This window comes from Spirosoma koreense, from assembly GCF_054777875.1.
Window position 1 is genome coordinate 2,606,733 of sequence record NZ_BAAHAC010000022.1, and the last position, 12,461, is coordinate 2,619,193.

General features: G+C 44.5%; 11 protein-coding genes. 10 read left to right on the forward strand and 1 reads right to left on the reverse strand.

Annotation, left to right across the window (positions count from 1 at the left end):
* The first annotated feature begins 66 nt into the window (after positions 1–66).
* The 10 genes from ACYVC2_RS24300 (at position 67) to ACYVC2_RS24345 (ending at position 11,100) form a co-directional block, all read left to right on the forward strand.
* A complete protein-coding gene (locus ACYVC2_RS24300) occupies positions 67–753 on the forward strand; it encodes a sugar transferase (protein ID WP_461106646.1) in 687 nt (228 codons plus the stop codon).
* A 24-nt stretch (positions 754–777) separates the two neighbouring features.
* Positions 778–2,226 carry a lipopolysaccharide biosynthesis protein gene (locus tag ACYVC2_RS24305; RefSeq protein WP_461106648.1) on the forward strand — a complete coding sequence of 483 codons (1,449 nt, stop codon included), beginning with the start codon at positions 778–780 and terminating at the stop codon, positions 2,224–2,226.
* A gap of 54 nt (positions 2,227–2,280) precedes the next feature.
* Positions 2,281–3,681: a hypothetical protein gene (locus tag ACYVC2_RS24310; RefSeq protein ID WP_461106650.1), complete on the forward strand. Its 1,401-nt coding sequence runs from the start codon at positions 2,281–2,283 to the stop codon at positions 3,679–3,681.
* Positions 3,682–3,756: 75 nt separating this feature from the next.
* On the forward strand, positions 3,757–4,707 hold the full coding sequence (locus ACYVC2_RS24315; RefSeq protein WP_461106652.1) for a glycosyltransferase: 951 nt from the start codon (positions 3,757–3,759) through the stop codon (positions 4,705–4,707).
* Positions 4,708–4,714: 7 nt separating this feature from the next.
* A complete protein-coding gene (locus ACYVC2_RS24320; protein ID WP_461106654.1) occupies positions 4,715–5,647 on the forward strand; it encodes a glycosyltransferase family 2 protein in 933 nt (310 codons plus the stop codon).
* A gap of 3 nt (positions 5,648–5,650) precedes the next feature.
* On the forward strand, positions 5,651–6,727 hold the full coding sequence (locus tag ACYVC2_RS24325; RefSeq protein ID WP_461106656.1) for a glycosyltransferase family 4 protein: 1,077 nt from the start codon (positions 5,651–5,653) through the stop codon (positions 6,725–6,727).
* A gap of 12 nt (positions 6,728–6,739) precedes the next feature.
* On the forward strand, positions 6,740–7,267 hold the full coding sequence (locus ACYVC2_RS24330; protein ID WP_461106658.1) for a serine acetyltransferase: 528 nt from the start codon (positions 6,740–6,742) through the stop codon (positions 7,265–7,267).
* Positions 7,268–7,404: 137 nt separating this feature from the next.
* Positions 7,405–8,430 (forward strand): glycosyltransferase family 4 protein, encoded by a 1,026-nt coding sequence (locus tag ACYVC2_RS24335; RefSeq protein WP_461106660.1) that lies wholly within the window; start codon positions 7,405–7,407, stop codon positions 8,428–8,430.
* A 20-nt stretch (positions 8,431–8,450) separates the two neighbouring features.
* Positions 8,451–9,593, forward strand: a complete 1,143-nt coding sequence (locus tag ACYVC2_RS24340) for an acyltransferase family protein (RefSeq protein WP_461106662.1) — start codon at positions 8,451–8,453, stop codon at positions 9,591–9,593.
* 544 nt (positions 9,594–10,137) lie between these two features.
* Positions 10,138–11,100: a polysaccharide lyase gene (locus ACYVC2_RS24345; protein ID WP_461106664.1), complete on the forward strand. Its 963-nt coding sequence runs from the start codon at positions 10,138–10,140 to the stop codon at positions 11,098–11,100.
* Positions 11,101–11,168: 68 nt separating this feature from the next.
* Here the strand turns inward: ACYVC2_RS24345 and ACYVC2_RS24350 are convergent, their stop codons facing one another.
* Entirely contained in the window at positions 11,169–12,434 is a 1,266-nt protein-coding gene (locus ACYVC2_RS24350; RefSeq protein WP_461106666.1) for a glycosyltransferase family 4 protein, read from the reverse strand.
* Positions 12,435–12,461 lie beyond the last annotated feature (27 nt).

Genomic DNA, 12,461 nt, shown 5'->3' on the forward strand with positions numbered 1-12,461 from the left:
CGCTGGTTACCTTTTACGCTGACGATACTCCTGTTCAAAGCCAGAAAATTACCTTTTGTACTTCCTATGCTTGATCTCTCCCTACCATCCTATAAAAACAGAGTCGTCCCTAATGAGGCTTACCGGGCGACTGTTCCGAACAAAGTGGCGGCAAGCCGCCGGTATCGAATCGCCAAACGCCTGTTTGACCTGATTTTGGCTGGATTAGTGCTGGTGTCGATATTTAGCTGGCTGTTCCTGATTATCGGGTTGATTATCCGCTTCACCTCGCCGGGGCCGATTCTGTTTGTGCAGATGCGCACGGGGCGCAATGGTCGTCCGTTCCGCTGTTTTAAGTTCCGGACAATGACGTACCAGCGCCATGCGACTTTTCAGCAGGCTACGAAAAACGACAACCGCATCACTTCCATCGGCCGGTTCCTGCGCAAAACCAACCTCGACGAGGTACCGCAAATTCTGAACGTACTTCTGGGAGATATGAGCATTGTAGGGCCACGGCCGCACCCCATTCCGCTGGATGCCCAGTACTGGCTGACCATGCCGGGCTACCCGGATCGGTATGCCGTCAAGCCCGGGATCACGGGATTTGCTCAGGTACGCGGCTGCCGGGGCGAAACCGCTCAGATGATTCAGATGAAACACCGGTTGCGGTACGACACGCTGTACATCGCCAAGCGCACGCTCCTTCTCGACACCCTCATCTGTTTCTGGACGTTTCAGAAGATGATACAGGGAGACGAAAACGCCTATTGATCTGCATTGCTCCACCGTATTGCCATGAAATTACTGCATAAGAATTCTCTGAGTGGGGTTGCCCAGCTAGCGTTAACAGCCGTCCTGACGTTTTTCAGCATTCCCGTTTTCATCCGGATGCTGGGCGCCGAAGCGTACGGAGCGTTTTCCATCGTTACGCTGGCGGGCAACCTGAATATCTTCGCCAATCTGGGGCTGAACACCGCCCTGCTGAAGTGCCTGTCCGTTCAGGGAAAGTCGAAAGAGTCGGATTACGACATCGTCGTAACCATCGGTCTACTGCTGTTGATCATGGTGCCGCTGAGCCTGCTGGCTGTTACCTTTCAGGCGAATATTCTTCAGGGCCTGCTGGGTCTCTCGGATGGCTTATACGCCCAGGTAGTAACCATGTACCGTTGCGTGGTCGTCGCCAACCTGGTCGTTTTGCTGGGGCAGACGTTCACCACCATCCTGGACTCGCAGCAGCGCATGTACCTGACGAACTTTTACCAGCTCATCTACAGTGTGCTGTACTGGGGCGGCCTGATCGCCGTCGTGAGTCTGGGCTACGGGCTGAACGAAATAGGGCTGGTGATCCTGGGAGCAGCCGTAGTCTGGCTGGTGCTGGTGAGCATAGCTGCCTGGCGGATGTGGGGCAGCCTGCAGTTGAGCGGTCTGAGTGCCGAAGCCGGTCGGATAGCCCGCAAACAGATAAGCTTCGGCTCCAACGTATATGCTGCAGGGTTACTGAATATGATGTTCGAACCCATGACGAAAGTGCTGGTTTCGCGCCTGATTGGAGTTACGGAAGTAGGGTATCTGGAAATTGCTTACAAAATCCGTTCGCAGTTGTGGTCATTGATCGCTAAAACCACTTATCCACTCTTTCCTAAAATTGCCCAGGAAACCGACACGGCCAGATTATCTCGTTTGATCGGTACTTATCAAACAGGCATGTTGATGGTCATAGTCCCATTTCTGCTGTTTTTCGGCCTTGCGTTACCTGACTTATTAGAGCTCTGGCTACCCAATGCCAATCCCGTTATCGAAATAGCCACGCTTAGTATCACTACCTGCTTTGTACTGAACAGTCTGGGTATTCCACCTTATTACTTCCTGCAAAGCAGAGAGCATGTGAGAAAAACGGTTTGGGCTCAACTGACTAATACAGGGGTAAATTTATTAGTGAGTCTGCTAACCTTTTCGGTCCTTGGTATATATGGTTTTGTTTTGGGGAACTCTGTAGCTATTCTGGCCTCACTGGTTTTATGTATGTATTATCAGAAAAAGTTTCTGCATCATATAGAAATAAACAGCTCGGCTGTGTATCGTTTGCTGCTGATTACATTGCTAATGTGGGTACCTGCATATTTATTAACAGATGCTGTTTCACAATCTTGGATACGAATCTTGCTTATAGGTACTTGTGGTCTATTCACATATTTATTTTTGTTTCGTCAGATGTATAAAAATCTTAACGTCTGGAGTGCTTGAATAAACCAAACAAGGCTAATAGAGCGAATAGTTTAGACAATTTAATATAATACTATGTTAGGTATTCTACTCTTAGTACTAGCGTTTATATTATTTGCTGTACAACGTTACTATGCTTCATTGCTAATCTTTTTTGGCTTTGCCACAAATGGTTTTATGTGTATTCCTCCAGCATTTATTTTGTCTGGTACGAGTATTGATAAAACATCTGACTTGTGCGTTCTTTTTATTCTTGGTATACTTATTTATCGTTTTAAAACAATAGTATTGATTTTTAAAAATGAGTCCATTTTTAAATGGATAATGTTTTTTTTACTCTTTATTATAATAGATACTTTTTATAGCTTACAAATTTTAAAATACGATACTGTCGGAGTAATTAGAGTCTTTCGACATAATCTAATCTTTTTAAGTCTTGGTGTTTTCTTTATGGTTCCAAAGTCGGAACTACTACGAGTTTGGCATACAGTTGCTGTAATCACGGTATTTCAATGTATATTATTTTTAATCCAACTACCAACAGGTATAGTATTACTGGATGCTACAATCAAAGTGACAATTAATAACATGGAAAGTATCGGTTGGGTAAGGTATTATAACACACCGACATTTCTGATACCGGCTTTGTTTTATTTCTTGTTCATGTATAAAAGTAAGAGAAAATGGCTTCAGTGGTTGGTAGTGGGTTTGTTAATCACAACAGAAATAGCGCCAATGCATAGATCACACATCCTTACGGTTGCGTTAGTTGCTAGTATATATGTCTTGTCAAAGCAGTCTAATTTTCAAAGAATTGTATATTTAGCTTTGCTGATTGTCGTTGGAGTAGGTGCTTTGTCAATTAATTCTGTTAATACCCGAGTATTAGGGGGTGTCGAAGATTTGGAGAACACTTTCTATGCAAAACGATCGCTTTCGGATCTTGATTATAACCAGGAAGATACATTTGCTTACAGAATGGCTCATTTAGCAGAACGAGCCAATTACATATCACGTGAGGTCGGTAGTTGCATTTTTGGTGTTGGTTTATTATCTGAGGATACACCTCAAGCGAAGAAATTGCCATTTGAGGCAGGCCTATTTAATGATCGAATTGGGAGGAAATCTCAAGTTGAGACATCAGATATTGTCTGGTCGCTACTAATTCTATATATGGGTTTTGTAGGAACAGCAATATTTATTGCTCTTAGCTTAAAATATCTTTTATTATTCTACCGAAATAGATATGTAAATATTAGTGTCGTCGGTCTGCTTACCCTATCAACAGTGCTATTGCTTTCATTTACAAGCACAGAGCTAGTTCAAATTCATTTTCGAATCATCACTACATTATTTTTAGTCGCAATGTTAAAGACTAGTAAGGTTAAGCTAAAAGACACAATAACTAATGATAAAGAAGATATAATAGCAACTATAAATTTGTCTAGTGTACCTTACCCACTATCTATAACTTAATGGCATATATCAGATTTGTTCAGTATTTCTAATAAATAGGTCTGAACTACAAAATTTATATCAATTTCTAAGTATATGAAACGCATATCAGTAATTACCTCTCTTTTTAACTGTCTGGATTACATCGAGTCTTATCTAGACCATGTGTTAAAAGTTGAGAATTTTGATGAGGTGGAATTTCTGTTATTACATAATCAACCGAAACCACAGGAGATTGCTATAATCGAAAAATATAGTTCTCAGTACAAAAACATCAGATATATCATTATTCCTGAACGGGAAGGCTTGTATGCGACATGGAATAGAGGCATTAAGCTGGCAACTGGTGAGTATCTGACCGTCTGGAATGTGGACGATATCCGTACCCCAGATTCCATTCTGAATCAGGCAAAAGCGCTGGATAAAAATACTAATGCCATGCTTGCCTATGGTGATTTTTACGGCGTGGATACTTATGGGACTGAGATATGCAGATCATATACGTATCCAGCCTGGCCTAATAAACGGGCCGAGTTTTTCAGAAGACACATGATCGGTTGTTTTCCCATGTGGCGGAAAATGGTTCATGACACTATTGGTTTCTTCGACGAAAATTATCGTTTAGTGGCAGATTACGAATTTCAACTTCGGTTAGCCTTAAATTATAATCTTGTTAAAGCAGAAGGGGCATTAGGCTACTATCTCGAGAATCAACCGCATAAACTAAGTAGTCAGCAGAATACGCAGCATATTGAACGCACTTCTGTGGAATTACGATATGCTATTTATGGATCACTTGATCTCTCTTTGAGAGAAGAAGCTATTGCTGCTTATGACGTAGAAAATGTAATAAACTTCGGTAAAAAATATCCAGTAAGACAGCTGATTCATCACTATGATAATTACTTAAAACGTAAATCATATGGCTATGCCAAAAGCTATATTCATACTTTCAAACAATCGATAAAACGCGGTATAAAAGAATTGTTAGGTGTAAGCCAGATGAGGGAATTGCCTGTCTATCGTTACTTAACCCGTCTTAACTAATACAGTGATGGTAAAGCTTAGTATTGTTGTACCCACTTATAATCGGAAGCAAGTTTTGCAGCGATGCATCACTAGTGTTCTACCGCAGTTGAGCGCCGACGTAGAATTGATTGTTATAGACGATGCCTCTGACGATAATACGGTTGACTATTTACAATACGTCACAAAGAAGTTAAGCAAAGTTAGCTATTTTAGCTTCTCTGAAAATAAAGGTGTTAATGCGGCTCGTAACAAAGGAGTTTCGCTTGCTACGGGTGAATACATATTGTTTCTTGATAGTGATGATTACCTCAAGCCGGAAAGCATTTCTTTGGTTCTGAGCTATTTGCGAAATAAACCTCATACTCATTATATGTTTCTGGTATCCGATCGTGAATCCGATCCTTTACTACCAGATACTAGCCAAGAATATACCTATTTTGACTGGCTCCGTCGTAATGTATATGGAGATTTTACACATGTGTTAAAAACAGATTTACTAAGAAAATACCCATTCTTTGAGGAATTTAGGGGTTTCGAGAATTTGAATTGGTTTAGAATTTTTAAAGAGAACCACACTCAATTGTTTATTAGAGATTGTTTGTGTATCCGTGATCGGACACAAAGCGATTCACTGACAAGAGTTCTAAATGTTCAGACTAACAAAAAATTATTTGATAGATATCAGTATAGTTTAAAAATGGCTGATATGTATGGAGAAGATTACCTACTCCATGCTAAATATGCGTTCCATAATTTCTTACTCAAAGCAATTGCTTTGGGTATTCTGCTGAAACACACCAAAGCTAATAATCAATTGTTACTTCTTTTGAGGAAAATCAATCCGGTTGCTTTTCTGTTGTTAGCTCCGCTTAATAATGTACATCTGAATTGGGTTGTTACGGTGCCTTTGTTTTTAAAAAATAACGTGAAGGTCGTCTACAGGCGCATCCATGCTTGAACTATGCGAATTGTACATTGCTTATTTACGATGCGGATGGGGGGGGCTCAGCTACTCACTATTGACTTATTAAATGAGCTTTGTCTAGCTCATGAGGTATCTTTGATTGTAGTCAATGATCGAGTTAATCAGTCCATGCTGGCAAAGCTCCATGAGAACGTGTCCGTGTATTGTCTGAACCGGCGGGAAGGTAGCAAAAACCCATTTCCAGTATTGCGGTTGAACTTATTGCTGAACCGCATTCGGCCGGATGTGATTCACTGTCACGACCGTAAGATGATCAGCCTGATTAAATATCGATCGGCTCATACGGTTTACACGGTGCATGACGTCAATATCCCAACAGATACGTTTCATCAATACAATACACTCGCGGCTATTTCTGACGCTGTCGCAAGTGATATTCAGCATCGGTCAACACTGACAGCAGTGGTGGTGCCCAATGGCATTCCAGTTCACCAGTATAGGCGCAGGAATCATTATCGGATTCAGGCCAATGAGTCGGTCAGACTTGTGCAGATTAGTCGCCTGATGCATGAGAAAAAAGGGCAGGATATCCTGATTCGGGCACTGGCCAAATTGGTTCATGAACGGGGAATGAGTCAGCTCCAGTTAGACTTTATCGGTGATGGGGAATCACGGGATTACCTGACGTCGCTGGCAAAGTTACTTGGAGTCGAATCCTTCGTTCGCTTTCAGGGTGAGAAAGAGCGCAGTTGGATACAGGAGCATCTGGCATCGTACCATGTACTCGTGCAACCATCTCGCTTTGAAGGGTTTGGCCTGACTGTCGTTGAGGGGCTGGCAGCTGGAATTCCGGTAGTGGCAGCAAATATTGAGGGGCCTGCTGAAATTCTGCATGGTATGCCTGGTAGCGTGCTCTTTGAACAGGATAGCGTCGAGGCTTGCGCTGAAGCCCTGCATGGTATAATCTCGATGTACAATAACGATCAACTGACCACGGAGATGGATGAAGCTCGAAATCGTATCATGCAGCGGTTTTCCATTCAGGCAATGACAAAAGCCTATTCCCGTATTTATCAGAACAAGTCTGTTGCCACTTCTGCCAGCGTTGTATAAATCTAAACAGGTATGAATGCATTAGCTTTTATTACACAAGACTGGTCAGCGAATCGGAACAACACAAAAGGTCGCCTGATCGGACTTCTGTTTCGAATTGCCAACAGCGCAACCAGAAACCGTGTCGCCCGACTTTTGCTCACCCCCTATCTGGTAATGTATCGGGTATTGGTCGAGTGGATGATGGGTACGGAACTGCCCTATGATGTTGTTGCCGGAGCTGGATTGAAAATTTACCACGGCCAGGCGCTGGTTGTACACCGGAATACCCGAATCGGGCGGAACTGTATCTTACGACAATCGACGACTATTGGCAATAATGGGCAGAAGGGTGGATGCCCGGTAATCGGAAATCACGTAAACATCGGGGCAAACGTATGCATCATTGGGCCGGTTACCATTGGGGACCATGTACTGATCGGAGCCGGCAGTGTGATTACGAAGTCTATCCCGGCCTATTCTGTCGTGGTGGGTAATCCTGCCCGGGTCATCCGACAGAATATACCTGAAGAACAAAATCTGGTTCCCGAATTCGTATAGTTTAAATCAGAACTCAGAACATGGTGCAAACAGCTACTTTAGCAGATACCGAAGCATTGATCCCGCAGCATGTGGCAGAACAGGTCCTGACAGCGGGACCGGATCATATAAATTACCGTGGGGGAGTCGGCAGTGTCATGAATGTATACGCTCGCCATTTTGCGGTCTATAAATGCGTTACCAGCCATAAGCCTATCAACAGCAAATGGGCGCTCATCCCGTTTTTTATTGGTCAATACCGACGGTTCGTACAAACACTGATGACCGATCGCGCCATTCGCATCGTCCACTTACAGGGTTCGTTCAAAGGTAGTTTTTATCGAAAGTTTGCGCTCTTCCTGACGGCTAAATACGTGTTCGGCAAGCAGGTTGTCTATCACATGCACGGCTCGAAATTTGATGTATTCTACCATAACAGCGACCCAATCAGCAAGCGTATGATCCGGATGCTGGTTGAAGGAGCTGATGTCGTGGTTTGTCTGTCTGACTATTGGTATACTTTCTTTTCCGAAAACTTCAGGACCCGTCGGCTTGAAATTTTGGGAAACGTAATTCACCAGCGGCAACCTGAGCAGGAAACGCCATTTAGTCGACCGCAAAACGGTCCCCTGCAAGTCCTGTTTTTAGGCGCTATCGGGGAGCGGAAGGGCATCTTCGATTTACTGGAGGTGCTGCGCCAGAACCGACATGTGTTTACGGGTCAACTCCTGCTACGCGTAGGTGGTAACGGCGAAACCGAACGCCTTCAGGCGTACATCCGCGAACACAAGCTTGAAGACTTGGTTCGGTTTGAGGGCTGGGTTTCGGGGGAGAAAAAGCATGAACTGCTCAGCACGAGTGATCTGTACATACTGCCGTCCTACCACGAAGGACTGCCTATTTCAATTCTGGAGGCTATGAATTATCAGCTTCCTATCCTGTCGACACCCGTAGGTGGAACGGCCGAAGCCGTTCATGAAGGTATCAATGGATTTCTGGTAGCACCGGGCGACAAAGATGCTATGGCCGACCGGCTCATGCGTTTCATCAGTCAACCCGAGTTGGTTTCAACGATGGGCGAGGCTTCAGGTCGAATAGTTCGGCAATACCTGCCTGAAACGATCTTCCCCCAGCTACGGGGCCTGTACGAATCGTTATTGAAAGAAACCAATACTAAGCACTGAATTAAATAATTGTACTGTCTATGAGCTTGAACACTAATACATTGGCCGGGAAAAGTTACATTCCTGCTCTGGATGGTTTCCGGGGAATAGCCATTCTGATCGTCGTCGTCAGTCACTACGGGTTCGGAAAATGGATACCTGGCGGATTTGGCGTAACCCTATTTTTCTTTATCAGTGGCTTTCTTATTACCCGACTACTGATTGCCGAATACCAAAAGACACATCGGATTGACCTGAAGGGTTTTTACTTGCGCAGGATGTTGCGGCTTTATCCGGCCTTACTTTTAATGGTGTCAGTAGCAGTTGCATTTTCACTGAGTACTGGCTGTGGGTTGCAACTTGGAGATATCCTTTCGACATTGTTTTATTACCGGAATTACTATATGCTCTATGGCGTAGAATCAGGGATGTACGCCTGTAGTCGAATATTTAACATTACTTGGTCGCTGGCTATTGAAGAACATTTCTACTTACTCTTCCCACTATTGTTCATTGCGCTTTACCGTTGGCCAAAAGTTTTAGCATGTGTTATGCTCTTAAGCATAATCAGCGCTTTGTTGTGGCGCATTCACCTCATTACGGCTGAAGGACTGAATGAAATTTCCGCCTTCAAGACGTATAGTTTTACTGAAGCTCGTCTTGATGCTATTATGTATGGTTGTCTGACAAGTCTAATTCTGCACCATGATAAAACAGGACGCTTCCTGAAATTGACCATTCATCCTATCGTATTGTTGGCGGCACTTAGTTGTTTATTATTAACGCTTCTTTATCGGGACGGTTTTTTTCGGGAAACCTGGCGTTATTCCATTCAGGGTGTGACTTTGAGCCTACTACTGCCTGCTGCTCTTTATGGAAAACCTTATATGTGGGTTAGAAATTGGCTAAGTCAACCTAAGTTGGTACTCATCGGAAAATTTAGTTACTCACTTTACTTGTTTCACTGGATCGGGGTTGTAGTAGCGGAACGGCTGATTGGTGATGATAGATTAACGGTTCGCTGGCTTATGACAGCTATACCACTAGGGTTGTTATTAAGTATACTAAGCTACTATTGGGTAGAAAAACCAACAGCAAGTTTACGGAAACGGTTTGGTTCTACAGTAGAGACCGCAACAGATTTACCTGCCGTAAATTTGTCTGCTAAATCGTCAATTGTTTAACAGGGCTCACCCAAATGGTAGTGATCAATTGGGCAGACAACAACTCAACACAAATTAGTTTATTATGAGATAGTCATTAAAACAACTTGGTTAATTATACAGATTGAATAAGGTCGGAGCATGTGCTCCGGCCTTATTTTTTTGTCAAAAGTCTTTAAGGATAACACCTGATAGGGGCTAGCCCTAAATTAAAATTAGATTAAAATTGCAATTTGTGGCCCAATACAGAAAACATTCTAGGTGTGACTTTACACCAATTTAAAAGTCCGACTATGAGCAAATAACAACTAACGTGTAATATTCACGCAAGTGGAATTTCAAGTGAAAGGAAAAACAACTATAGTGATTCCTTATGTATGAATACTAATATATAGTAACTCGCAAAACATAAATATTTTAATATGTAATTTTTTTGAGTTTTATAAAATGCTTAAATACAGCGAATTGTGAGTGATAACAATGTGAGAAATTAGATTTTGTTAATATTGGTGTAAGTGACAACGTGTAAGGCAATCAGTCTCCTTTATAAAACTGATGCACCTACATGTACCTGTCAAACCTACTTTTAATCACATTTTATAAACTACTTAAAGCACCGAATGCGTATCTTACTTTTAGTCATAAACGCTTTCATGCTGCCGTGTTATCCATCCTTTTGTCTTCAGTGTTAAGTTTGAGTAGCTGCACACAGGCAGATACGATAGCTCCGGAAAAGATCAGTCAGGCTGCCGTCCGCGAAGATGCTTCGATTTTATATAGTGACGATTTCGAGGGAAATAAAATGGCCTCGTTCTGGTATGCTGAATTATGGACGCCGACTTCAGGTGTACTGACCTCAGAGAATAAACGTGCAGGACGTAAATCCTTTCGGATTAGCTGGTTGGCTAGTATGGTGGATGGAACAAATAAAATGATGCACGCAGAGTTAGGGACCAAACCTCTAGTGGAGGGTGAAACCGAGCGCTGGTATGGATATAGCTCTTATCTGCCGGCTTCCTCCATGGCCAACGATGATCAGATTGCAATAATCAGCCAATGGCATGCTGTTCCTGACGAAGGACAGGAGCATACAGTCCCTCCTTTGCGTATTGAAGTACAGTCCAATCGATTACGGCTGGCTTATACTGCGTCAAATAAGCCTATACTTAAATTAGCCCAGGCACCTACTACCGATAAAAAAATCGACCTGGGGCCTGCTTTGTTTGACCAATGGGTCGATTATGTTGTGCACGTAAAATGGTCACCAACCGGTGAAGCTGGCCAGGTGCAGGTATGGCAGAATGGAATACTGGTCGTTAATGAACAGAATATCAATATTGGATACCCGGAAAAACTTAATCCGTACTGGAAGTGCGGACTGTATTGCTGGATGGGGAAAGATACGTATCCCGAGAAAGTGGTCTACTACGACGAGGTTCGGATTGGGGGAGCCACAGCTGGCTACGATGCGGTGAAACCGGGACGGAGCGATGGGACAGCGAAAGTGCAGCAGTATCCTAAAAACTAAAAAAAGACCGGCCCCCACTAATAGTGGAGGCCGGTTCTGCATATATGGCAATTCACAGGAACGATGATTTAATCTCGCAAGCTGGCTGAGGCCGGGATGGGGCGCTCGACCCGCTGTTCGCTGACCGCCGGAGCCAGCAACCGATTGTAGAGCCGCAGGAGTTTCCCCCGCTCGTGATCCCACGACAGTTCGTTGGCCACCCGCTGGTAGCCGAATTCGCCCATCCGGGTCCGTACGCTCGGGCTGTCCATGAGGTACATCACTTTACTGGCAAAGTCATCGATGTCGTTCGGGATCGCATACAGCGAAGCCTGCTGCGCCGAAAACCGCCCTTCTTTCAGATCGAACTGGACGATGGGCTTTTTCAGCGCCATGTATTCCATGATCTTGTTCATGGTCGAGAGGTTGTTCATCTCCGTCGGTTTATCAGGGTTGACACAAACATCAGCCGTGTTGAGTACCTCCAGCAGCAGATCGTCCGGCACACGACCGTAAAAATCGACGTATTCGCCCAAACCCATGTCGATCGACAACTGCTTCATGGCTTCCAGGCTCGTACCACCTCCCACGATGGCAAACTGGATATCCTGCCGCCGAACCGTGATCTTCTTAACCGCTTCGAGCAACAGGTCGATGCCTTCGCTCTCGCAGATGGTGCCCAGATACCCAACCAGGTACTTGCGGCCTTTTTTGAATTTGTCATTACCCGGCACGATCCGCAGCCGATCCAGCTTAGGACCCGAGCGGACAACGGTTACGTCTTCGGGGCGCATTTTTCCCCGACGGATGGCGATCTCCTTATACGATTCGTTGGTCGCAATGCTGACGTCGGCCACCCCGAAGGTGATCCGTTCGAACAGCAGCATGAGCCGGTAGAAAAAGTCTTTCTTGCCGAATTTGGCGAGGTAAAACTCCGGGTTGACGTCGTGGTGATCGAAGAGGTATTTTACCCCCAGCAGTTTGAACGGCAGCGCCACGGTAAAGATCAGATCGGGCGGGTTGCAGCCGTGAATCACGTGGAATCGCTTCTTCGCAAAGATCCTGATGGCGTACCAGTACCACCAGAAAATAGACGTACCGTATTCGACCAGATAGCCCAGCGCACCCGACGCTTCGACCGGTAACGGGTGGCGGTATACGTCGACGCCGTCGATCTGTTCAAACGGGGTCGTATAGCCTTTCATGCGGGGACAGATCACACTCACGTCTGCCCCGGCTTCGCGCAGGGTAGTGGCTTCCTGCCACACACGCCGGTCGAACGGTACGGGTAAGTTTTCGACAATGATCAGAACGTGTTTTCCCGAGAGGTGTTCGTACTGGTTGGTTGCCTTCATCAATTGGTTGGTTTAATAGAGAGTATC

Coding starts and splice junctions, on each gene's coding strand:
- ACYVC2_RS24300 (WP_461106646.1), top strand. CDS start 67: ATGCTTGATCTCTCCCTACCATCCTATAAAAACAGAGTCGTCCCTAAT.
- ACYVC2_RS24305 (WP_461106648.1), top strand. CDS start 778: ATGAAATTACTGCATAAGAATTCTCTGAGTGGGGTTGCCCAGCTAGCG.
- ACYVC2_RS24310 (WP_461106650.1), top strand. CDS start 2,281: ATGTTAGGTATTCTACTCTTAGTACTAGCGTTTATATTATTTGCTGTA.
- ACYVC2_RS24315 (WP_461106652.1), top strand. CDS start 3,757: ATGAAACGCATATCAGTAATTACCTCTCTTTTTAACTGTCTGGATTAC.
- ACYVC2_RS24320 (WP_461106654.1), top strand. CDS start 4,715: ATGGTAAAGCTTAGTATTGTTGTACCCACTTATAATCGGAAGCAAGTT.
- ACYVC2_RS24325 (WP_461106656.1), top strand. CDS start 5,651: ATGCGAATTGTACATTGCTTATTTACGATGCGGATGGGGGGGGCTCAG.
- ACYVC2_RS24330 (WP_461106658.1), top strand. CDS start 6,740: ATGAATGCATTAGCTTTTATTACACAAGACTGGTCAGCGAATCGGAAC.
- ACYVC2_RS24335 (WP_461106660.1), top strand. CDS start 7,405: ATGAATGTATACGCTCGCCATTTTGCGGTCTATAAATGCGTTACCAGC.
- ACYVC2_RS24340 (WP_461106662.1), top strand. CDS start 8,451: ATGAGCTTGAACACTAATACATTGGCCGGGAAAAGTTACATTCCTGCT.
- ACYVC2_RS24345 (WP_461106664.1), top strand. CDS start 10,138: ATGTACCTGTCAAACCTACTTTTAATCACATTTTATAAACTACTTAAA.
- ACYVC2_RS24350 (WP_461106666.1), bottom strand. CDS start 12,434: ATGAAGGCAACCAACCAGTACGAACACCTCTCGGGAAAACACGTTCTG.